At 59.5% G+C, this 20,935-nt stretch carries 20 protein-coding genes and 1 riboswitch; of the genes, 10 read left to right on the plus strand and 10 right to left on the minus strand.

Features of this window, described 5'->3' with window-relative positions; translation table 11 throughout:
• Positions 1-149: 149 nt before the first annotated feature.
• The 4 genes from ACQRAX_RS17480 to ahcY all read right to left on the minus strand — a co-directional run bounded on the left by ACQRAX_RS17480 (position 150) and on the right by ahcY (position 4,540).
• On the minus strand, positions 150-935 hold the full coding sequence (locus ACQRAX_RS17480) for a substrate-binding periplasmic protein (RefSeq protein WP_412040519.1): 786 nt from the start codon (positions 933-935) through the stop codon (positions 150-152).
• Positions 936-1,000: 65 nt separating this feature from the next.
• Positions 1,001-2,083, minus strand: coding sequence for a hypothetical protein (locus ACQRAX_RS17485; RefSeq protein WP_412040520.1), 1,083 nt, complete (start codon positions 2,081-2,083; stop codon positions 1,001-1,003).
• Between the two features lie 106 nt (positions 2,084-2,189).
• Entirely contained in the window at positions 2,190-3,035 is an 846-nt protein-coding gene (metF, locus tag ACQRAX_RS17490) for a methylenetetrahydrofolate reductase [NAD(P)H] (RefSeq protein WP_412040521.1), read from the minus strand.
• 95 nt (positions 3,036-3,130) lie between these two features.
• Positions 3,131-4,540, minus strand: coding sequence for an adenosylhomocysteinase (gene ahcY, locus ACQRAX_RS17495; RefSeq protein ID WP_412040522.1), 1,410 nt, complete (start codon positions 4,538-4,540; stop codon positions 3,131-3,133).
• Positions 4,541-4,561: 21 nt separating this feature from the next.
• A riboswitch (S-adenosyl-L-homocysteine riboswitch) is annotated at positions 4,562-4,666 on the minus strand.
• 181 nt (positions 4,667-4,847) lie between these two features.
• Here ahcY and ACQRAX_RS17500 point away from each other — a divergent pair.
• Positions 4,848-5,249: an acyl-CoA thioesterase gene (locus tag ACQRAX_RS17500; RefSeq protein WP_016501956.1), complete on the plus strand. Its 402-nt coding sequence runs from the start codon at positions 4,848-4,850 to the stop codon at positions 5,247-5,249.
• Positions 5,250-5,325: 76 nt separating this feature from the next.
• Here the strand turns inward: ACQRAX_RS17500 and ACQRAX_RS17505 are convergent, their stop codons facing one another.
• The gene (locus tag ACQRAX_RS17505) at positions 5,326-6,561 is read right to left on the minus strand and encodes a cation:proton antiporter (RefSeq protein ID WP_412040523.1); all 1,236 of its coding nucleotides are present in this window, start codon (positions 6,559-6,561) and stop codon (positions 5,326-5,328) included.
• Positions 6,562-6,784: 223 nt separating this feature from the next.
• Between ACQRAX_RS17505 and ACQRAX_RS17510 the strand changes: the two genes are divergently transcribed.
• Together ACQRAX_RS17510 and ACQRAX_RS17515 are read left to right on the plus strand one after the other, a co-directional pair.
• On the plus strand, positions 6,785-7,618 hold the full coding sequence (locus ACQRAX_RS17510; RefSeq protein WP_412040524.1) for an EamA family transporter: 834 nt from the start codon (positions 6,785-6,787) through the stop codon (positions 7,616-7,618).
• A 25-nt stretch (positions 7,619-7,643) separates the two neighbouring features.
• Complete coding sequence (locus tag ACQRAX_RS17515; protein ID WP_412040525.1) at positions 7,644-8,030, plus strand: MAPEG family protein; 387 nt, start codon at positions 7,644-7,646, stop codon at positions 8,028-8,030.
• 6 nt (positions 8,031-8,036) lie between these two features.
• On the opposite strand, the gene mltA is transcribed toward ACQRAX_RS17515, so the two are convergent.
• The gene (gene mltA, locus ACQRAX_RS17520; RefSeq protein WP_412040526.1) at positions 8,037-9,188 is read right to left on the minus strand and encodes a murein transglycosylase A; all 1,152 of its coding nucleotides are present in this window, start codon (positions 9,186-9,188) and stop codon (positions 8,037-8,039) included.
• A 129-nt stretch (positions 9,189-9,317) separates the two neighbouring features.
• Between mltA and ACQRAX_RS17525 the strand changes: the two genes are divergently transcribed.
• Positions 9,318-9,767, plus strand: a complete 450-nt coding sequence (locus ACQRAX_RS17525) for a c-type cytochrome (RefSeq protein WP_412040527.1) — start codon at positions 9,318-9,320, stop codon at positions 9,765-9,767.
• A 53-nt stretch (positions 9,768-9,820) separates the two neighbouring features.
• Here the strand turns inward: ACQRAX_RS17525 and ACQRAX_RS17530 are convergent, their stop codons facing one another.
• From ACQRAX_RS17530 to ACQRAX_RS17545, 4 genes are all read right to left on the minus strand, one after another.
• A complete protein-coding gene (locus tag ACQRAX_RS17530; protein ID WP_412040528.1) occupies positions 9,821-10,207 on the minus strand; it encodes a DUF1090 domain-containing protein in 387 nt (128 codons plus the stop codon).
• Between the two features lie 143 nt (positions 10,208-10,350).
• Positions 10,351-12,027, minus strand: a complete 1,677-nt coding sequence (gene ligB / locus ACQRAX_RS17535) for an NAD-dependent DNA ligase LigB (protein WP_412040529.1) — start codon at positions 12,025-12,027, stop codon at positions 10,351-10,353.
• Between the two features lie 157 nt (positions 12,028-12,184).
• Positions 12,185-13,375, minus strand: a complete 1,191-nt coding sequence (gene metK / locus ACQRAX_RS17540; RefSeq protein ID WP_412040530.1) for a methionine adenosyltransferase — start codon at positions 13,373-13,375, stop codon at positions 12,185-12,187.
• Positions 13,376-13,394: 19 nt separating this feature from the next.
• Complete coding sequence (locus tag ACQRAX_RS17545) at positions 13,395-14,390, minus strand: ArsR/SmtB family transcription factor (protein ID WP_412040531.1); 996 nt, start codon at positions 14,388-14,390, stop codon at positions 13,395-13,397.
• A 259-nt stretch (positions 14,391-14,649) separates the two neighbouring features.
• Here ACQRAX_RS17545 and tkt point away from each other — a divergent pair, with 259 nt between their 5' ends.
• The 6 genes from tkt (at position 14,650) to fba (ending at position 20,829) form a co-directional block, all read left to right on the plus strand.
• The gene (gene tkt, locus ACQRAX_RS17550; RefSeq protein ID WP_412040532.1) at positions 14,650-16,647 is read left to right on the plus strand and encodes a transketolase; all 1,998 of its coding nucleotides are present in this window, start codon (positions 14,650-14,652) and stop codon (positions 16,645-16,647) included.
• 141 nt (positions 16,648-16,788) lie between these two features.
• Positions 16,789-17,856, plus strand: a complete 1,068-nt coding sequence (epd, locus tag ACQRAX_RS17555; RefSeq protein WP_412040533.1) for an erythrose-4-phosphate dehydrogenase — start codon at positions 16,789-16,791, stop codon at positions 17,854-17,856.
• A gap of 12 nt (positions 17,857-17,868) precedes the next feature.
• Positions 17,869-19,032 carry a phosphoglycerate kinase gene (locus ACQRAX_RS17560; protein WP_412040534.1) on the plus strand — a complete coding sequence of 388 codons (1,164 nt, stop codon included), beginning with the start codon at positions 17,869-17,871 and terminating at the stop codon, positions 19,030-19,032.
• On the plus strand, positions 19,032-19,283 hold the full coding sequence (locus ACQRAX_RS17565) for a hypothetical protein (protein ID WP_412040653.1): 252 nt from the start codon (positions 19,032-19,034) through the stop codon (positions 19,281-19,283). Before ACQRAX_RS17560 ends, ACQRAX_RS17565 begins: the two co-directional genes overlap by 1 nt.
• 51 nt (positions 19,284-19,334) lie before the next feature.
• Complete coding sequence (locus ACQRAX_RS17570; protein WP_412040535.1) at positions 19,335-19,664, plus strand: MliC family protein; 330 nt, start codon at positions 19,335-19,337, stop codon at positions 19,662-19,664.
• A 100-nt stretch (positions 19,665-19,764) separates the two neighbouring features.
• Entirely contained in the window at positions 19,765-20,829 is a 1,065-nt protein-coding gene (gene fba / locus ACQRAX_RS17575; protein WP_045182031.1) for a class II fructose-bisphosphate aldolase, read from the plus strand.
• The last annotated feature ends 106 nt before the right edge of the window (positions 20,830-20,935 follow it).

The following is a 20,935-nucleotide window of genomic DNA, read 5'->3' on the forward strand; positions in this document are numbered from 1 at the left end:
ATCGCGTCCGGTCCAGCAGGGCCTTCAATGCGCATCCGGAGTAGGGCGGGCGGGCTCTTGGCCGCGCTGTCCTGCCGGTCGGGATGCCTTTTGCAAGGCCGAGCGTCCGGGCGTAAGCCTGGCGGGAAGGTCCGAGTATAACAGAGCATTCAGGGCGTGCTGCGTTCCTGCTGCTCAACGGTGGTTCGAAAGTTGTCAGTTCCATTGTCATAGCGGGCATTCAAGGCCGCATAGGCCGGTTCAGCCTTGAAGCGGCGCAACTCAGCGGCGAAGCGCTGCATCAACAGATCCATGCCGGCGATGCGGCGTACCGCCAGGTACTGACTCTGGCGGCTGATAACCAGTGGCAGCTCGCTGATTTGCTCGTCCACGCCCAGGTTTTTGCTGAGATAGCGACCGACACGGCGGTCGGTGATCAGCAAGTCGATGCGCCCGCGCTGTAGTTTGCCGAAGTTGGCTTCATGGGTCGGGGCGGGTTCACGGATAAACAGGGGGGAGTCGTTGAACGCCGGCGCGTAGGAGTAACCTGGGGAGGTGCCGACGGTCAGGCCGCGCAGGTCTTCCAGGCGGGTGACCTGGTGTGGACGGGCATTGGCGTAGAACAGGGCGAATTCCACGTTCGACAACGGCTCGCTGGGGAAAAACAGCTGATGGGTACGTTGTTCGGTATAGAAAATATCCAGGATGCCATCGGCCAGGCCTTGATCAATCATGGCCAGGCAGCGCTTCCAGGGCAGGAACTGCCACTCCACTTCAACACCCAAGCGCTTGAGTACTTCGACTGTGACGTCGTAGTCGATGCCTTTGGCCTGCCCGTTCTCCAGGTACACATAGGGTGCCCAAGGCTCGGTGACAATACGCAGCTTCTCGCCGTGGGCAAAAGCACTCAGGCAAGTGAGCAGCAGGGCGGTCAATAGGCGGGTGAAATCAGGCATGCCTGGAGATTACGACGTGCGCACGGTAATGGCTAGTAGACATGCGCGATACGCCTTGTAGGTGTTCAGCGTTGTGATCGCTTTATCAACGAATCACGAACAGAGCGGTGTTTGCTGCCTAGGCCCAGACGCATACCGGGACGAGCGAACCAGCGCTGCAGCTTTTTATCGCACAACGGACGTGAAGCACGAGCATTGGCGTTGTCCAGTGCCTTGTCCCACCAGGCAGGGGCGCAGGCACGATCGAACTCGTTGGGGTATGCATAACAGCCGTACATCAACTCACGCAGAAACTGCCGCTGTTCGCTGGGTAGCGTCAGGCTCAGCGCCTTGTAGCTCAGGCGGTGCAAGGCGGGTGGCTTTGGCAGCTGGGCGTTGACCCGTGCCACATCTTCCAGCGCCTCGCAGCTTAGCGGTGCCTGTTGGTGCTTGGCCAGCCAGGCCTGGACCTTGGCCCTGAACAGCTGTTTGCGGCTCCAGTAGTGATGGAGCAAGTCGGTGCACTGATTGACGTGCACTTGCCGGTAGGCCGCCACCGACAGGCAGAACTCTTCCAGCGTGTAAGCGCCCTGGGCATGCGGGTAGTACTCGTCCATCAGGACAAGGGACTGATCGAGCAGAGAAGCATCCTCTTGCATCAGACCGATAACACCAGAATTGAGCAGCTTCATGTTGCGGTCGGCCAACCCGCGGGCTGCAAGCCGTGGGGCCAGGTTCTGGTACAGCCGGCACTGCTTGTTGTCGCCAAAGTTGGCGCCGATGGCATTGCACAGCAGTGTGCCTGGCTGGATGCGCCGGAACAGTTCGATGGGTGACTGGTGAAAGAAGGTGTCGGTATCGATCAGCACCGCCACGGGTGCGCAGGCCAATACCTGGCGCAAGACCACGTGCTTGCTGCGAAAGTGGTAGCCATAGGGCTGGTTCCAGGCTTCGCGGGTGGCAACATCCAGCGGGTGAACGGTTACTGGAAGGTGCTGGTAGGGTTCGGGGTTGTCGCTGTAGACCTGAATATCCAGGGTTTCGCCTGGCGTCTTGCGCAGGTTGGCCAGGGCGCTAACGATGCTGAACTGTGCTTCCTGATGATAGGTATCGGCACCGAAGACCAGGTAAACGAGTTGCGGGCGAGCAGGGGTATGTCCTTGTGACATGAAGCACGATAGTCCGTTAGATGGATAAAAGTAGAAAAGGCCTTAGCGTAAGCTAAGGCCTTTTCAGTATCCTGCGGCAATTGTTACCAGAGGCGTAGCGATTCGATCAGCGGGGCAATTTGAGGTTGTTCCAGATCGCCAGGCTCGGATCAGCCTGGTTCAGGGTGTAGAAATGCAGCCCCGGCGCACCGCCTTGCAGCAGTTGTTCGCACATGCGGGTGATGACCTCTTCACCGTATGCCTGGATGCTGTTGACGTCATCGCCATAGGCTTCCAGTTGCTTGCGGATCCAGCGCGGAATCTCGGCACCACAAGCGTCGGAAAAGCGTGCCAGCTTGCTGTAGTTGGTGATCGGCATGATCCCCGGTACGACAGGAATGTTCACGCCCAGCTTCTGCACACGCTCGACGAAGTAGAAGTAGCTGTCGGCGTTAAAGAAGTATTGGGTGATGGCACTGTCGGCGCCGGCGTTGGCCTTGCGCACGAAGTTATTCAGGTCATCTTCGAAATTGCGCGCCTGCGGATGCATTTCCGGGTAGGCGGCGACCTCGATGTGAAAGTGATCAGCGCTTTCCTGACGGATGAACTCGACCAGCTCGTTGGCGTGGCGCAATTCGCCGCTGGCCATGCCCATGCCCGAAGGCAGGTCACCGCGCAGCGCGACAATGCGCTTGATGCCAGCGGCCTTGTACTGGGCCAGCAGGCTGCGCAGGTCGTCCGTGCTGTCGCCGACGCAAGACAGGTGCGGCGCAGCAGGGACCTTCACTTCGCTTTCCAGCTGCAGCACGGTATTGAGCGTGCGGTCACGGGTCGAACCACCGGCACCGTAGGTGCAGGAGAAAAAATCCGGGTTATAACTGGCCAGCTGACGGGCAGTGGCGAGCAGTTTTTCATGTCCAGCATCGGTCTTGGTCGGGAAGAACTCGAAGCTGTAACGACGTTCCTGAGACATGGCGAAATCCTGGTATACCGATCAAGCAGGCCAGCCCTGAAGCTGGCTTACAGAAAAAAGCCGGTATCGCTTACAGCGACACCGGCTTTGGCTCATCAGTAGCGATAGGCGTGTGGCTTGAATGGCCCTTCAACAGTGACGCCGATGTACTCGGCCTGTTGTGGGGTCAATTGGGTCACCACGCCGCCGAAGCCGCGAACCATTTCCAGGGCTACTTCTTCGTCGAGTTTCTTCGGCAGTACTTCAACGGTCAGGCGCTCGGCTTTCTGAGCGGCTGGCAGGTCGGCGTACTTCTGGCCGAACAGGAAGATCTGCGCCAGTACCTGGTTGGCGAACGAACCGTCCATGATGCGGCTTGGGTGGCCAGTGGCGTTACCCAGGTTGACCAGACGGCCTTCAGCCAGGAGGATCAGGTAGTCGTCATTTTGTGGGTCGAAATCGCCAGCGCCGGTACGGTGGATCTTGTGTACCTGTGGCTTAACTTCTTCCCATGCCCAGTTCTTGCGCATGAAAGCGGTGTCGATTTCATTGTCGAAGTGGCCGATGTTGCAGACCACAGCGCGCTTTTTCAGGGCTTTGAGCATGTTGGCGTCGCAGACATTGACGTTGCCAGTGGTGGTCACGATCAGATCGATCTTGCCCAGCAGTGCTTTGTCGATGCTTGCTTCGGTGCCGTTGTTGATACCGTCGATGAACGGCGAAACCAGTTCGAAACCGTCCATGCAGGCCTGCATGGCGCAGATCGGGTCGACTTCGCTGACCTTGACGATCATGCCTTCCTGACGCAGCGACTGGGCCGAGCCCTTGCCCACGTCACCGTAGCCGATTACCAGAGCTTGCTTGCCCGACAGCAGGTGGTCGGTGCCGCGCTTGATGGCATCGTTGAGGCTGTGACGGCAACCGTACTTGTTGTCGTTCTTGCTCTTGGTTACCGAATCGTTAACGTTGATGGCCGGAATTTTCAGCTCGCCTTTGGCCAGCATGTCCAGCAGACGGTGTACGCCAGTGGTGGTTTCTTCGGTCACGCCGTGAACGCGGTCCAGTACGGCTGGGTATTTCTTGTGCAGCAGTTCGGTCAGGTCGCCGCCGTCGTCAAGGATCATGTTGGCATCCCATGGCGCGCCATCCTTGAGGATGGTCTGCTCCAGGCACCACTCGTACTCTTGTTCGGTTTCGCCTTTCCAGGCGAACACAGGGATACCGGCAGCGGCGATGGAGGCAGCGGCTTGGTCCTGGGTGGAGAAAATGTTGCAGGACGACCAGCGCACTTCGGCACCCAGGGCAACCAGGGTTTCAATCAGTACGGCGGTCTGAATGGTCATGTGAATGCAGCCGAGAATCTTCGCACCCTTGAGCGGTTGCTCTTGCAGGTACTTGCGGCGCAGGCCCATCAGTGCAGGCATTTCCGATTCGGCGATGATGGTTTCGCGACGACCCCAGGCAGCCAGGGAGATGTCAGCAACTTTGAAATCGGTAAAACCGGCAGGCGTAATTACAGCGCTCATGAAGAGCCTCCATTCGTAGTGTGCGAATGGGCGCCGTTGTGCGTTTAGTGTCGGCAGGCAAGCCTGGCCAGACAACGCCCCATCCGAGCCTGACAGGTTGAACCTGCTGCAGCGCCCCTCGGACAGGTGGCGGGACGGTATCAAGTGCAGATGACCGTTTTAAAGCGAGGGCGATTATAGCTGCGCTCGCGCATCTGCCCAAGGCTTTCTGTCGATTAATCGAGACCATAGTCGATGTTAAATGGAGGAGGGGGGCAGGCTCTGCCATCATTAGCGACATCGATTGGCAAGACGCACAGGAGTACGTATGAATTTTCACACCCGCAAATGGGTCAAGCCCGAAGACCTCAACCCCAATGGCACCCTGTTCGGCGGCAGTTTGCTGCGCTGGATCGATGAGGAGGCAGCGATTTATGCGATCGTTCAGTTGGGCAACCAGCGAGTGGTCACCAAGTACATCTCGGAAATCAACTTTGTCAGCGCTTCGCGCCAGGGTGACATCATCGAGCTGGGTATCACCGCCACCGAATTTGGCCGCACCTCGATCACTCTCAAGTGTGAGGTACGCAACAAGATCACCCGCAAGAGCATCTTGACTGTGGACAAGATGGTCTTCGTCAACCTGGGGGAAGACGGCTTGCCGGCGGCCCACGGACGGACCGAGATCAAGTATGTCCAGGATCAGTTCCCGGACTCGGCAGTGGAGTAACCGCTCCAGGAGTGCTCTGCACTCCATCGCCGGAAGGCCGGCTCCAGTGGGAGCCGGCCTTCCGGCGATTGCAGTTTCAAGGCTGTTTGGTAACCCCGCTCACCACCCGACCGATCGTCAACCCCTGCAACAGGATTGACGACAGCACCACGATGTAGGTGATGCTCAGCAACAGGTCACGCTCGGTGCCAGCCGGCAGCGACAGCGCCAGCGCAACCGACACGCCACCGCGCAAACCGCCCCAGGTCAGCACCCGCACGGTGCCGCGTGGCACTGTGCGCCAACGGCGCAGCATGACGATTGCAGGCGCTACAGTCAGCAAGCGCGACAGCAGGATCGCCACCGCCAGCACGCCGGCCGCCGCCAGATGCATCCAGGAGAATGGCAGCAGCAATAGCTCCAGGCCGATCAGGGCGAACAACAGCGCGTTGAGCATGTCGTCAATCAACTCCCAGAAGCCGTCCAGGTAACGCCGGGTCATCTCGTTCATCGCCAGGTTGCGGCCCAGGTTACCGATGATCAGACCGGCCACCACCATCGCGATCGGTGCCGAAACATGCAGCTCATAAGCCATGGCCGAGCCGCCGATGACCAACGCCAGAGTCAACATGACCTCGACCTGGTACTGCTCAATGCTTTTGATCATGCGGTAGGTGATGTAGCCGATCAGGCCACCGAACAGTGCCCCGCCAATGGCTTCGCGGACGAAGAGGATGGCGGTTTCACTGACGCTCGGGGTTTCGCCCAGTTGTGCAATGCCCAGCAGTACGGTGAAGACCACGACCGCGGTACCGTCATTGAACAGCGACTCACCGACAATAGTGGTTTTCAGCGGTTTGGAAGCGTTGGCGGTACGCAGAGCACCCAATACCGCGATGGGGTCGGTCGGCGAGATCAGGGCACCGAACAGCAAGCAGTACAGCAGGCTGACATGCCAACCGAACAGCGCGAAGATCCAGTGCGCCAGGTAACCGATGACCACGGTTGCGATCAGCACGCCGACTGTGGCCAGCAGGCCGATTGGCCAACGGTAGTTGCGCAGGTCGGCAAGGTTAACGTGCAGGGCGCCGGCAAACAGCAGAAACGACAGCATCCAGTGCATCAGCAAATCGTTGAAGTCGATCTGACTCATCAGACTTTGCACGCGGTCTTCCAGGCCGGGATAGCCAATAACGCTCAGGCCTTGCAGCAACAGCGAGAAGAACAGTGCGGTGACCATTACACCGATGGTTGGCGGTAGGCCGATGAAGCGGTAGTTCAGATAAGTGAGGAGTGTGGTCAGACAGATAAACGCAGCAACAAGCTCAAGCATTCCGGGTCCTGTAATGGCTTTCAATTTGGCACCCGATCCCATCGGGCAGCCCTTGGATGGTCTGTCGATGGCGTGAGGGCACAGTTTTTTGACTGGATGCGTTGACCGCGTTCTGTGTGATTCGTTTCCATCACCGGCAAATGTGCGCGACGTGGTGTGGAGGGAAATGCTTAGATAGCGGCTGGCCAATGACGACCCGAACTGCACTGCCAAGGACTTTCGCGTGTTAGCCACTTCTCTGGTACTGGTTGCCGCATTGCTGCACGCAACCTGGAATACCCTGATCAAATTCAGCGGCGAACGGCTGCTGGTCATCGCCAGCATGGACGTAGTGGCGTTGGTGTTTGCGCTGCTGATGGTGGCTTTCGTGCAGTTTCCGCCTGCCGAAATCTGGCCGTGGTTGCTGGCCTCTGCGCTGTTCGAGCAGTTCTATCGGTTTCTGTTGATCAAGGCGTATCGGGTGGGTGATCTGGGGTTGGTCTATCCGCTGATGCGTGGGCTCTCACCGCTGGTGGTGCTGGCGCTGACATTGACCTTCGCGGGTGAAACGTTAAGCAGCCAGCAGATCATCGGCATTTTGCTGATTCCCTGCGGCATGGCTTGCCTGCTCTGGCAGGGTGGTGGCGGTGACCGTCTGCCCTGGTCGATGCTGCCGGTGGTGGCTTTGATCGGGCTGTGTATTGGTTGCTACACCTGGTTCGATGGCCAGGCGATCCGACTCTGGTCGCAGCCGTTGGACTATCTTGTCTGGTTGACGCTGCTCAGTGCCTGGCCATTTCCGTTGCTCGCCGGTGTCGCTCGACGTGCACCCTTTGTGTTGTTCTGGCGCTTGCAGTGGCGGCTGGGTTTGGCGGTGGGGATTTGCGTGCTGTTGAGCTACGCCCTGGTGCTTTGGGCCATGCAGCTGGGATCAGTGGCGGAGGCGGCGGCGTTGCGTGAGGTCAGCGTAATCCTGGTGGTGCTGTTCGGCATGCGTTACCTCAAAGAACCTTTTGGCGGGCCCAGGCTCTTAGCTTGTGCCCTGGTGCTGATCGGCATGCTGATCATGAAACTCTGACTTCCCAACCGACAAGGACTTAGCCATGACCGTTGCTCTGTGGTGTGTATTGATTGCGATGTTCCTGCCGATTCTGTGTACCAGTATCGCCAAGCTCAGCAGCGGACGCTTCAACCTGCGTCAGAACCATGACCCGCGCGCCTTTCTCGACACCCTTGAAGGCTTGCCGCGACGCGCCCATGCCGCCCAGTTGAATAGTTTTGAAGCCTTCCCGGCCTTCGCTGCGGCAGTGATCATTGCCGACATTGTCGGCAATGCTGAACAGGTGACTCAGGACGTGCTGGCGGTGCTGTACATCACCAGCCGTCTGCTCTACATCATCTGCTACCTGGCCGACTGGGCCGCGCTGCGTTCGCTGGTCTGGTTCGTCGGCCTGGGGCTGGTGGTGTCGTTCTTCTTTGTATCGATCTAGCTTCGATCACTGCACCTGGGGCACGCTCGGCAAGGCTGTGCCCTTGGGCCACAACAGCCAGATCTGCCCTTGTTGCTTCATGTTGCCTGCTAGTTCACCCGCTTCGGCACCGGTCCCCCAGAACAGATCGGCGCGTACTTCGCCGGTGATCGCGCCGCCTGTGTCCTGGGCGGCAACCGGGCGTACCACTGGTGCACCGTCGGGGCGAGTAGTGGAGAGCCACAACAAGCTGCCCAGCGGAATCACCTTGCGGTCGATGGCGACACTGTAGCCTGCAGTCAGTGGCACATTGAGTGAGCCGCGCGGGCCTTCATTGCTGTCTGGACGGGTACTGAAGAATACGTAACTGGGGTTGCTTGCCAGCAGTTCAGGCACGCGCGTGGGGTTGGCCTGAGCCCAGGTATGAATGCTGCCCATGCTGACATCTTCTTTTTTCAGCTGACCTTGCTCAACCAGCCAACGGCCAATGGGGCGATACGGGTGACCGTTCTGGTCGGCGTAACCGACGCGCAGTTGGCGACCGTCGTCTAGCTGAATTCGCCCGGAGCCTTGAATCTGCAGGAACTGCAGGTCCATGGGGTCAGTCAGCCAGGCCAGTACCGGTGCCGGTACGCCTTGCCGGTTGATCACTTCGGCGGTGTCGTAGGGCTTGAGGAAACGCCCCTCCAGGCGGCCGCGCAGACGCTTGCCCTTGAGCTCTGGATAGACGCTGTCGAGTGCCACCACGATCATGTCATCGGGCACACCATACACGGGCACATGGGCACTGTCGGTCTGGGCCAGGCTACCTGGGTAGACCGGTTCGTAGTAACCGGTGATCAGGCCGTTGGCGCTGTTTTCACCTGAGCGCATGCTGTACACGTCCAGCTGAGCCTGGAGAAAGCTGCGCACGTTGGCGCTGTCGCTGGGCACACTGGCTGCGGCGGCACAGGTGGTCGCCCAGATGGCATCGCGCTTGAGGCGTTCACAGGCGCTGCGCCAGGCTTCAAAGCCGGCCAATAGATCGCTGTCGCTGACGCGGGGCAGGTCTTTCCAGGTGCTGCTGGTATAAGTGGCGAGGGGGTGAGGCTTGGGTTTTTCCGGGGCACCGCCGTTGCAACCGGCGAGCAGAGCCATGACCGAGAGTGACCATCCCAGATGGCGCAGGGAAAATTTCATGAACAGGTTTCCTTGGCGGTTTGCCTGGGCTTCAGCTGCCTGGGCAACCCGTATAGTTAATAAGGGTATTGGTCTTTGGCGATGAGACGAGGATACTGGCCGCCTTTTTTCCCGTGAGCCGAACTTACCATGATGCTCAAGCGACTCTCTGTTGTACTACTGGCCTGCCTGACATTGACTGCCTGTGGCGGTGTCGATCCTAACTCGCCCTTGGGTCAGCGCAAGACCCTCTTCAAGCAGATGCTCAAGACCAGTGAAGACTTGGGCGGCATGCTGCGCGGTCGACTGGCCTTCGACAGTCAGAAGTTCGCCGATGGCGCGGTCAAACTCGACAATTTGTCGCGGGAGCCGTGGAAGCATTTTCCGCAGGTTCGCGAAGACGATGAAACCAGTGCTCGGCCAGAAGTCTGGGAGAAACAGGCGCGCTTTCAGGACCTGGCTCGCCAGTTGGAAGCCGCTACGGGGGAGCTTGTTGCCGTTACGCGTACCCAGCCACTGAAGGCTGCGGATCTGGCCGCGCCGACCGACAAGGTTGAAGCCGCCTGCAAAGCTTGTCATACCGAATTTCGTAACCATTGATTACGCCATTGCGGGGCTTGCCCCCGCAATGAAGATAGCACCAGGGCGCTGCCCTACTTATCGAGTTCGTCCAAGGCTTGTTGCAGTTCCTGCTTGGACTCGGCCAGCTTGTCCTTACGCTTGTTGATCTTCTCGGGATCACCTTTTTTCATGGCCTTGTCCAGATCACTTTGACGCTCAGCCACTTCGTGCTTGGCCTTCAGCACCTTATCGTTGCGCTCTTTGCGCAGACCCGCATCGGTGCAGTGCTCGTTAACTTCACTGAGGGCTTTCTCAAGACCTGATTTTTCGAAAGGATTAACCGAGTTATCAATTTGCTTTTGGATGTCTGCCTTCTTTGCGGCGCAGCCAGTCAGGTCTGCATTCGACTCGGCTGCCTGCAGTGAAGTTGCGCCAAGACCGATAGCGGTTAGCAGGACGAGGTTGGAAAAAAGTTTCATGGGAGCCTCCTTGTCGGGGCAGAGCAGCAAGAGTTGGGGAAATCCTGCCTTGATTTCCCCTATTAGGAAACCCCGAGCAGTGTTTTCAACTGGTAGTTGGGAAAAATCCTACACCAAACAAACGTGTCGGAAGCTGATCGGGATCAGAATCCCGCGACCGCTTGAGCGCGCAGCTTCTGTGTCAGGGCCAGGAGTTCCTGACTTTGGAAAAAGTCTTCAAGTTGCTTCGCTTGCCGCACTCCGATGCCGGGCTCACGCTGCCAATCTTCGGCACTTCTGGCGGCGAGTGTCGACCAGTCACCATCGAATTTTGTGGCGCGTGGTACCGGTGCGCCAAGGGCACGTAGCCATTGCTCGAACGGGCGACTGCGAGCTTCGCTGAAACGTTTCAGCAGATGGCGGCTGCGACCTTCACTGATGCCGGGAATTGGCGTCAGCTGCGCGTTGTCGAGCTCCAGCCAGTCGCCGAGAGTGCTGATTGCGCCGTGTTCTACCAGATGGCGCCATGTGCCTGGCCCGACACCGGGAATGTGCAGGCCTTGCTTGCCGCTGAGCCACGCCAATCGTGCGATGAACTGCTCTTCGCAGCCGGGGCTGGCCTGCCAGCAACTCATGGCGTGAAATTGTCCGTTTGCCGGCGGTTGCAGCGGTTGACGCTGCACACTGCGATGCACCACCTGTTCCAGGCGCGGGATAGTCAGGCCTGCCAGGCTGATCGCCACCTGATCGCCTGGGCGCACGTCGAGGGCCTGCCAGCGACCCAGAGAGCCCAGGCTGACTTGAGTGATGCGCCGGTCATCAAGCACCACTGGCTGCAATTGCAGGACAGGCGTGACCTTGCCGGTGCGGCCGATCCTGAAGTGCACCTTGTGCACCTCGGCGAGTGCTTGGGCGAAAGGATGCTTCCAGGCGGCGATCCAGTAAGGTGCTTTTGCCCGCCAGCGCGCGGCAGGCGGGCGGCTGTCCTGGCGCAGAATTACACCGTCAGTGGCAAAGGGTAAGGGCGAGCGGTACCAGCGCTGGCGCCAATCAGCGGCTTGTTCATACGTTTTAATGGAAACACTGTAGTGCTGGCTGTCGGGGAAGCCCAGTTCTACCAACCTGGCCAGGCGCTCGGCTTGAGTGGCAGGGCCTGCGGGCCAATCCCAGACGAACAAACCGATGTTCGCACCTTGTTCGTTGCTCAGGTGCTTGCGCGCCATCAGGCCCGCCACCGTGCCACGGGCGTTGACGCTCCCTTCTGTGGCCTGCACGTGGCTGCTTAAACGCCAATAGAGTTCACCCTGCAAAACCAGATCCAGAGGCTGTGGTAATTGTCGGCTAATGGCACTTAACTGTGGGATGTGATGGCTCCAGTCGTGACCCTGGACACCGTCACCACGACTGAGCAAGCGCACCAGGCGACCTTGTCGATAGATCAGCGTAGCGGCGACACCATCGATTTTGGGTTGTATCCAGATGCCTTGCTTGTCGTGCATCCAGTGCGCCACGGCTTGTTCATCGGCCAGCTTGGCAACGCCGGTATGGGGAATCGGATGGCGGACTGGGCCGCGGGCGCTGGCTAGCGGCGGGTTATCGTCCTGCGCCAGCTCGAAACACGCTTGAAGGTTCAGCAAGCGCTGTCGGCTCTGGTCATAGAGTTCATCCGACACCAGCGAGATGCCCTGCCGATGATAATGGTCGTCCCATGTGGTAAGGGTTTGGCGCAACTGCGCGACTTCCTCGCGAGCGCGCTCCATTGACCAGGCGGGGCACGCTTCTGCTTGGGCTGTGGATAACTGCAAGACAAACAACAGAGCAACGATAGTTTTCAATAGCATGGCCAGCATCCTTGCTTGGCGGGGGAATGCTCAGCCTAGGAAAGTCTTGCCGCTAGCGCAGCCTTGAGTTGTCAGCCGATATGTCACAAAAAAGCCCCTACCGATTGCTCGGTAGGGGCTCTCTTGAAGCTTAACGCTTGCAGCTTGCAGCTACCGCCTACAGCCCGGCAGCAGCGCGCAGGGCGTCGACGCGGTCGGTACGTTCCCAGGTGAAGGTGGTGAAGGTGTCGTCGCCGACAGTCTTCTGCTGCGGAATACGGCCGAAGTGACCATAAGCGGCAGTTTCCTGGTACATCGGGTGCAGCAGGTCGAGCATGGTGGTGATCGCGTACGGACGCAGGTCGAAGCACTCACGGACCAACTGGACGATCTTGTCGTCGGAGATTTTGCCGGTGCCGAAGGTGTTCAGCGAGATGGAGGTTGGCTGAGCTACACCAATGGCGTAGGAAACCTGGATCTCACAGCGCTCGGCCAGACCGGCTGCGACGATGTTCTTGGCCACATAACGACCGGCGTAAGCGGCGGAACGGTCAACCTTGGATGGATCCTTGCCGGAGAACGCGCCACCGCCGTGACGGGCCATACCGCCGTAGCTGTCGACGATGATCTTGCGGCCGGTCAGGCCGCAGTCGCCCACTGGGCCGCCGATGATGAACTGGCCGGTCGGGTTGATATGGAATTGGGTATTTTTGTGCAGCAGTTCGGCAGGCAGGGTGTGCTTGACGATCAGCTCCATCACCGCTTCCTGCAGGTCTTTTTGCGACACTTCAGGGTTGTGCTGGGTCGACAGAACCACGGCGTCGATACCGACGACCTTGCCACCTTCGTAACGGCAGGTGACCTGCGACTTGGCATCCGGGCGCAGCCATGGCAGCAGGCCGGACTTGCGTGCTTCGGCCTGGCGCTCGACCAGGCGGTGAGAGAAGCAGATCGGGGCGGGCATCAGTACGTCGGTTTCGTTGCTGGCATAGCCGAACATCAGGCCCTGGTCGCCAGCGCCCTGATCTTCCGGCTTGCTGCGGTCAACGCCTTGGGCGATGTCTACCGATTGCTTGCCGATGATGTTCATGACCGCGCAGGTGGCGCCGTCGAAGCCAACGTCGGAGCTGTTGTAGCCGATGTCGACGATGACGTTGCGGACGATCTCTTCCAGGTCTACCCAGGCCGAGGTGGTGACTTCACCTGCGATGATCGCTACACCGGTTTTCACCAAGGTTTCGCAGGCTACGCGTGCGTATTTGTCCTGGGTGATGATGGCGTCCAGCACGGCATCCGAAATCTGGTCGGCGATTTTGTCCGGATGCCCTTCAGACACGGACTCGGAGGTGAAAAGGGAGTATTCGCTCATCTCGACGGGTTCCTAAAATTTACCGATGTTGAGTGTCGCCAGCCGGCCGCTGAAAATGGCGGACCTGAATCTGGAAACCATTACGTAAGCCCACATAGAGGCTGTCCCCGGGAGCCAGTCCCGCAGCGCTGGCCCAACGGGCCAGGTCGTCCTGCTCAAAGCCCAGCCAGATATCGCCACAGGCCTCTCTGGCCCAGCTCTGATCGTGGCTGCACAACTCTGTTACCAACAGGCTGCCGCCTGCTTTCACGCGGTTGGCCAGCTGCCGCAGGGCTTCGGCCGGGGCGCTGAAATGGTGCAGGACCATGTTCAGCACTACGCAGTCGGCTTCCACATCCGTTGCACTGAGTGCATCGGCCAACTGCAGGTTCACATTAGCCAGGCCTTCGCGTTGACAGACCTGGCGTGCCAGCTCGAGCATGGTCGGGCTGTTGTCCAGTGCGGTGACCCGGACAAAGCGCCGGGCCAGCTCGGGAAGAAATTCACCATCGCCAGGGCCTACTTCAAGGGCGCTGGCGTCAGCGGTGAAGCTTAATTTGTCGAGCAGGGACAAGAGGCTTTCGCGGTACTGCGCAAGCCCGGCAATCAGGTCCTGTTGGGCGCGAAATTTTTCTTCGACGCGCAGGAAAAAGTCCTGGCTGGTCACCGCTCGACGCTGCTGAACCTGACCGATGCGCTCTTGTACTTCATTCGTCAGGCTCAGCCCATCGACCTCTTCGAGCAGCGCAGCATGCAGCTTGCCACCCAGTCGAAAGCCATCGGGCAGGGCGCGACGATAGAAAATCGCATTGCCTTCACGGCGCGTTGCCACCAACCCGGCTTGGGCCAGCACCTTAAGGTGGTGGCTCATGCCCGACTGACCGATTGCGAAGATCTGCGCCAGCTCCAGCACGCCGAACGAGTCGCTGGCCAGGGCCCGTAAAACGTTCAGGCGCAGCGGGTCACCGCTGGCTTTGCACAGGGCGGCCAGCTCGTCGCTTTGCTCGGGGCGGATTGACGGCGCAGGTAGGTTCATGGGACGGCAGTCTAGACAGGGCACCCATAGGCTGCAAGAGCAATATCAAAAAGTTTTGATATTGCGCGATAAGCGGGGCAATTCGTCGCAGCCTGTGCGACGGATCCTGCTGATTGCCCGGGTTAACGCCTGATTCTTCTCTCAAACACAGGAAAATCATGCTGCATCGACCATCCGTCATTGCCCCCAGGCACGTGCGTAGGCGAAAATGGCCGCCTTTTTTCGTTTCATAATTAATTCAAGCCCCAGGAGATAAGCGATGCCCAGCCGTCGTGAGCGTGCCAACGCCATTCGTGCCCTCAGCATGGATGCCGTGCAAAAGGCCAACAGCGGCCATCCAGGTGCCCCTATGGGCATGGCGGATATCGCCGAGGTTCTTTGGCGCGACTATCTGAAACACAGCCCAAGCAACCCGAATTTTGCTGACCGTGACCGCTTCGTGCTGTCCAACGGTCATGGCTCGATGCTGATCTATTCGCTGCTGCACCTGACCGGCTACGACGTCACTATCGACGACCTCAAGGCTTTCCGTCAGTTGCACAGCCGCACTCCGGGCCACCCGGAATTCGGTTACACCGCCGGCGTCGAGACCACCACCGGGCCGCTTGGCCAGGGCCTGGCCAATGCCGTTGGTTTCGCCATTGCCGAAAAGGTCATGGCAGCTCAATTCAACCGCGCAGGCCACAATATCGTCGATCACCACACCTATGTGTTCCTGGGTGATGGTTGCATGATGGAAGGCATTTCCCACGAAGTCGCTTCCCTGGCCGGTACTCTGGGCCTGGGCAAGCTGATTGCCTTCTACGATGACAACGGCATCTCCATCGACGGCGAAGTTGAAGGCTGGTTCACCGACGACACGCCAAAGCGTTTCGAAGCCTACAACTGGCAGGTGATCCGCAATGTCGACGGTCACGATCCTGAAGAGATCAAGACCGCCATCGACACCGCGCGCAAGAGCGAGCAACCGACCCTGATCTGCTGCAAGACCATCATTGGTTTCGGTTCGCCGAACAAGCAGGGCAAGGAAGATTGCCACGGTGCTCCTTTGGGCAACGACGAAATCGCCCTGGCGCGCAAGGAACTGAACTGGAACCACGCACCGTTCGAAATCCCGGCGAATATCTACGCCGAGTGGGACGCCAAAGAAGCCGGCAAGGCTGTTGAAGCTGAGTGGGACCAGCGTTTTGCTGCCTACGCTGCTGCCTTTCCTGAGCTGGCCAGCGAGCTCAAGCGTCGCCTGAGCGGTGAACTGCCGGCTGACTTCTCCGAGAAAGCTTCGGCCTTCATTGCTGAAGTCGCGGCCAAAGGCGAAACCATCGCCAGCCGTAAAGCCAGCCAGAACACCCTCAATGCCTTCGGCCCACTGCTGCCAGAGTTCCTCGGCGGTTCGGCTGACCTGGCCGGTTCCAACCTGACCCTGTGGAAAGGTTGCAAGGGCGTCAGTGCTGAAGATGCCAGCGGCAACTACATGTACTACGGCGTGCGTGAATTCGGCATGACCGCGATCATGAACGGCGTCGCCCTGCACGGCGGTCTGGTGCCTTACGGCGCGACCTTCCTGATGTTCATGGAATATGCTCGCAACGCTGTGCGCATGTCCGCACTGATGAAGCAGCGTGTGATCCACGTCTATACCCACGACTCCATCGGTCTTGGCGAAGACGGCCCGACTCACCAGCCGATCGAGCAACTGACCAGCCTGCGCAGCACACCGAACCTGGACACTTGGCGTCCAGCCGACGCCGTTGAATCGGCGGTGTCGTGGAAGCATGCGCTGGAGCGCAAGGACGGCCCATCGGCGCTGATCTTCTCGCGTCAGAACTTGCAGCATCAAACCCGCGATGCTGGCCAGATCGCCGACATCAGCCGTGGTGGCTATGTGCTGAAGGACTGCGCGGGCGAGCCTGAGCTGATCCTGATCGCCACCGGTTCCGAAGTGGGCCTGGCCGTTCAGGCTTTCGACAAGCTGACCGAGCAAGGCCGCAAGGCCCGCGTCGTGTCGATGCCGTGCACCAGCGTGTTCGATGCTCAGGATGCTGCCTACAAGCAGTCGGTGCTGCCAGTACAGGTCGGTGCGCGTATCGCTATCGAAGCGGCCCATGCCGACTTCTGGTACAAGTACGTCGGCCTCGAAGGTCGTGTGATCGGCATGACCACTTACGGTGAGTCGGCCCCTGCGCCAGCCTTGTTCGAAGCGTTCGGCTTCACCCTGGAGAACATCCTGGGTACTGCTGAAGAGCTGCTGGAAGACTGATCCCGCTGTTCTGTGGGAGCGGTGCTGGAGTAGTCGCGGTTCAATCCGCTCCCACAAACCCTGTGGGAGCGGATTGATTCGCGATGGCCTCACCTCGAACCCTACAGGTTGCAGATAACGTTTCTGTTCCGTGAGCATCCCATGCCCCAACCGCGTCCTTACAAAGTTGCACTCAACGGCTACGGCCGGATTGGTCGTTGCGTCTTGCGCGCACTCTTTGAACGGGGGGCGAAGGCAGGCTTTGAGATCGTTGCACTGAACGACCTGGCCGATCAGGCCAGTATCGAATACCTGACACGCTTCGACTCCACTCACGGGCGTTTCCCCGGCGAGGTGAAGGTCGATGGCGATTGTCTGCATATCAATGGCGACTGCGTAAAAGTCTTGCGCAGTGCCACCCCGGAAGGCATCGACTGGGCAGCGCTCAACGTCGACCTGGTGCTGGAGTGCTCTGGCGCCTACAACACCCGTGGCGATGGCCAGCGTTTTCTCGACGCCGGCGCACCACGCGTGCTGTTCTCCCAGCCCATGGCCAGCGAGTCGGACGTCGATGCGACGGTCGTCTACGGCATCAATCAGGACTGCCTGAATGGCAGTGAACGCCTGGTTTCCAACGCCTCCTGCACCACCAACTGCGGTGTGCCGCTGCTGCGTGTGCTGGACCAGGCCTTTGGTTTGGAATATGTGTCGATTACCACGATCCACTCGGCGATGAATGATCAGCCGGTCATCGATGCTTATCACCACGAAGACCTGCGTCGTACCCGTTCAGCATTCCAGTCGGTGATTCCGGTGTCCACCGGGCTTGCCCGCGGTATTGAACGCTTGCTGCCGGAACTTGCCGGGCGAATTCAGGCCAAAGCCGTACGTGTACCGACTGTTAACGTGTCGTGCCTGGACATCACCCTGCAGACCGCTCGTGATACCACGGCGGCCGAGGTCAATCAGGTGCTGCGTGATGCCGCCCTGAGCGGGCCGCTCAAGGGCTTGCTGGCCTACACTGAACTGCCGCACGCCAGTTGTGATTTCAACCATGACCCACATTCGGCCATCGTCGATGCCAGTCAGACCCGCGTTTCCGGCCCCCGGCTGGTCAACCTGCTGGCCTGGTTCGACAACGAATGGGGTTTTGCCAACCGTATGCTCGACGTTGCCGATCACTATCTGCACGTCGTCAATCAAACCCGCTCCACTTGTAAACAGCCCTGAAGGACTGCATTCATGACCGTGTTGAAGATGACCGACCTCGACCTGCAAGGTAAGCGCGTACTAATCCGCGAAGACCTCAACGTCCCCGTTAAGGACGCTGTGGTTGCCAGCGATGCGCGCATCCTCGCTTCGCTGCCGACCATCAAGCTGGCGCTGGAAAAGGGCGCGGCCGTGATGGTCTGCTCGCACCTGGGCCGCCCGACCGAAGGTGAGTTCTCTGCCGAGAACAGCCTCAAGCCGGTTGCTGAGTACCTGAGCAAAGCCTTGGGCCGCGAAGTGCCGCTGGTTGCCGATTACCTGGACGGTGTCGAAGTAAAAGCCGGTGACATCGTGCTGTTCGAGAACGTGCGCTTCAACAAGGGCGAGAAAAAGAACGCTGACGAGCTGGCGCAGAAGTACGCGGCGCTGTGCGACGTGTTCGTGATGGACGCTTTCGGTACCGCTCACCGTGCTGAAGGTTCGACCCACGGTGTGGCCAAGTTTGCCAAAGTCGCTGCCGCAGGCCCGCTGCTGGCCGCCGAGCTGGATGCCTTGGGCAAGGCCCTGAAGGCCCCGGCCAAGCCAATGGCTGCCATCGTCGCCGGCTCCAAAGTATCGACTAAACTCGACGTACTCAACAGCCTGAGCCAGATCTGCGACCTGCTGATCGTCGGTGGTGGCATCGCCAACACCTTCCTGGCGGCTGCCGGTCACCCAGTCGGCAAGTCGCTGTATGAGCCAGACCTGATCGACACCGCCAAGGCCATCGCCGCCAAGGTCAAAGTGCCGTTGCCCGTAGACGTTGTGGTTGCCAAGGAATTCGCTGAAAGCGCCGCTGCTACCGTCAAACTGGTGGCTGACGTTGCTGAAGACGACATGATTCTCGACATCGGCCCACAAACCGCGGCCAATTTCGCCGAGCTGCTGAAGTCGTCGAAGACTATCCTGTGGAACGGCCCGGTGGGTGTGTTCGAGTTCGATCAGTTCGGTAACGGCACCAAAGTGCTCGCCCAGGCTATCGCCGAAAGCACCGCGTTCTCGATCGCCGGTGGTGGCGACACCCTGGCCGCTATCGACAAATATGGCGTGGCCGAGCAAATCTCCTACATTTCTACCGGTGGTGGTGCATTCCTCGAGTTCGTCGAGGGCAAAGTCCTGCCAGCAGTGGAAGTACTGGAACAACGGGCCAAGGCCTGATCCGCTCAGCGCCTGGCAAAGGGAGCGACCTGATGGTCAAGCGATTGCCTGTGTTTATCCTGGTCGGGATGCTGAGCGCCTGCTCCAGTACCCCGGAGCCTGAGGCTGATAAGCCTGGTGCACCGAAAGGTGGCTGCTATCAGTCCGAATGGCAGGCGGAAACCGTCCCGGTGATCAACAAGCGGTTGGGCCCGGATGGCCTGGAAAAATACGACGACGAACACCAGCGCCGGGCTCAGGGTTGCCCTTGATCGGTTGATGGCAACCTACCGGCCAGTTTGTGGTCTGCTAGAGGATATTGGATGAAAGGTGTCGTGGCCCTGATGGCCCTGGCAGTACTGGGCGGATGCGCAAGCTTCTCGTCTTCTTCACCGGCACCGTCGGACAACTGGACCCGTTGGGTCTGTGACAGCCAGGCCGAAGTGCTCTGGCGTTTTGCCGACAGCAGCCTGCAAAGCGTCGATGTGCGCTTGGGGGGCGGTGACCAGGTGTATCGGCTCAAGGCCGAGCCGGGCGCTTCGGGTGCGTTGTACAGCGATGGTGTGCTGGCGTTTCACAGCAAGGGTGATGAAGGCCTGGTGTACTGGGTCGCCACCAACGATTTGATAGGGCGGGCCTGCAAGGCGCCGTGACTGGCCGGGCCGCGTGATGGCGGCCCACACTACTTGAATAGCAACCGCCACTGCGGCAGGCTTGCACGAAAAACGACGCTTGTCGGGAGAGAGATACACAATGGCACTCATTAGCATGCGCCAGATGCTGGACCACGCCGCCGAGTTCGGCTACGGCGTTCCAGCTTTCAACGTTAACAACCTCGAGCAGATGCGCGCCATCATGGAAGCCGCCGACAAGACCGACTCCCCGGTGATTGTCCAGGCCTCGGCCGGTGCCCGCAAATACGCTGGCGCGCCGTTCCTGCGCCACCTGATCCTGGCTGCGATCGAAGAGTTCCCGCACATCCCGGTGTGCATGCACCAGGATCACGGCACCAGCCCTGACGTCTGCCAGCGCTCGATCCAGCTGGGTTTCAGCTCGGTGATGATGGACGGCTCGCTGGGTGAAGACGGCAAGACCCCAACCGACTACGAGTACAACGTGCGCGTCACCCAGCAGACCGTGGCCATGGCGCATGCCTGTGGTGTTTCGGTTGAAGGTGAACTGGGCTGCCTGGGTTCGCTGGAAACCGGTATGGCTGGTGAAGAAGACGGCATCGGTGCCGAAGGCATTCTGGATCACAGCCAGATGCTGACCGACCCGGAAGAAGCCGCCGACTTCGTCAAGAAGACCCAGGTCGATGCCCTGGCAATCGCCATCGGCACCAGTCATGGCGCCTACAAGTTCACCAAGCCACCTACCGGTGATGTCCTGGCAATTGACCGCATCAAGGAAATCCACAAGCGCATCCCTAACACCCACCTGGTGATGCACGGTTCTTCCTCTGTGCCGCAAGAGTGGTTGGCGATCATCAACCAGTACGGTGGTGACATCAAAGAGACCTACGGCGTACCGGTTGAGGAAATCGTCGAAGGCATCAAGTACGGCGTGCGCAAGGTCAACATCGACACCGACCTGCGTCTGGCCTCGACCGGTGCCATGCGTCGCCTGATGGCGCAGAACCCAAGTGAGTTCGACCCGCGCAAGTTCTTCGGTGCCACCGTAACGGCCATGCGTGATGTCTGCATCGCCCGTTACGAAGCTTTCGGTACTGCCGGCAATGCCTCGAAGATCAAGCCGATCTCCTTGGAAGGCATGTTCCAGCGCTACCTCAAAGGTGAGCTGGCCGCCAAGGTCAACTAAGACCCGGGCGTAAAAAAACCCGCAGCGATGCGGGTTTTTTTATACCTTTCACGCCAAGCACAGGGATGTATTGGCTTGATTGGTCAGACCGTTAGTCGGCTAACGG

The sequence above is a fragment of the Pseudomonas sp. UM16 genome (assembly GCF_050312595.1).
In the GTDB taxonomy this organism is placed as follows: domain Bacteria; phylum Pseudomonadota; class Gammaproteobacteria; order Pseudomonadales; family Pseudomonadaceae; genus Aquipseudomonas.

Excerpts from the sequence above, each read along its gene's own strand:
- ligB (WP_412040529.1), bottom strand. The coding sequence starts at position 12,027 with ATGCTATTGAAAACTATCGTTGCTCTGTTGTTTGTCTTGCAGTTATCC.
- ACQRAX_RS17570 (WP_412040535.1), top strand. The coding sequence starts at position 19,335 with ATGAAAGGTGTCGTGGCCCTGATGGCCCTGGCAGTACTGGGCGGATGC.
- mltA (WP_412040526.1), bottom strand. The coding sequence starts at position 9,188 with ATGAAATTTTCCCTGCGCCATCTGGGATGGTCACTCTCGGTCATGGCT.
- ACQRAX_RS17480 (WP_412040519.1), bottom strand. The coding sequence starts at position 935 with ATGCCTGATTTCACCCGCCTATTGACCGCCCTGCTGCTCACTTGCCTG.
- metK (WP_412040530.1), bottom strand. The coding sequence starts at position 13,375 with ATGAGCGAATACTCCCTTTTCACCTCCGAGTCCGTGTCTGAAGGGCAT.
- ACQRAX_RS17485 (WP_412040520.1), bottom strand. The coding sequence starts at position 2,083 with ATGTCACAAGGACATACCCCTGCTCGCCCGCAACTCGTTTACCTGGTC.
- ahcY (WP_412040522.1), bottom strand. The coding sequence starts at position 4,540 with ATGAGCGCTGTAATTACGCCTGCCGGTTTTACCGATTTCAAAGTTGCT.
- ACQRAX_RS17505 (WP_412040523.1), bottom strand. The coding sequence starts at position 6,561 with ATGCTTGAGCTTGTTGCTGCGTTTATCTGTCTGACCACACTCCTCACT.
- fba (WP_045182031.1), top strand. The coding sequence starts at position 19,765 with ATGGCACTCATTAGCATGCGCCAGATGCTGGACCACGCCGCCGAGTTC.
- tkt (WP_412040532.1), top strand. The coding sequence starts at position 14,650 with ATGCCCAGCCGTCGTGAGCGTGCCAACGCCATTCGTGCCCTCAGCATG.
- epd (WP_412040533.1), top strand. The coding sequence starts at position 16,789 with ATGCCCCAACCGCGTCCTTACAAAGTTGCACTCAACGGCTACGGCCGG.
- metF (WP_412040521.1), bottom strand. The coding sequence starts at position 3,035 with ATGTCTCAGGAACGTCGTTACAGCTTCGAGTTCTTCCCGACCAAGACC.
- ACQRAX_RS17530 (WP_412040528.1), bottom strand. The coding sequence starts at position 10,207 with ATGAAACTTTTTTCCAACCTCGTCCTGCTAACCGCTATCGGTCTTGGC.
- ACQRAX_RS17515 (WP_412040525.1), top strand. The coding sequence starts at position 7,644 with ATGACCGTTGCTCTGTGGTGTGTATTGATTGCGATGTTCCTGCCGATT.
- ACQRAX_RS17525 (WP_412040527.1), top strand. The coding sequence starts at position 9,318 with ATGATGCTCAAGCGACTCTCTGTTGTACTACTGGCCTGCCTGACATTG.
- ACQRAX_RS17560 (WP_412040534.1), top strand. The coding sequence starts at position 17,869 with ATGACCGTGTTGAAGATGACCGACCTCGACCTGCAAGGTAAGCGCGTA.
- ACQRAX_RS17500 (WP_016501956.1), top strand. The coding sequence starts at position 4,848 with ATGAATTTTCACACCCGCAAATGGGTCAAGCCCGAAGACCTCAACCCC.
- ACQRAX_RS17545 (WP_412040531.1), bottom strand. The coding sequence starts at position 14,390 with ATGAACCTACCTGCGCCGTCAATCCGCCCCGAGCAAAGCGACGAGCTG.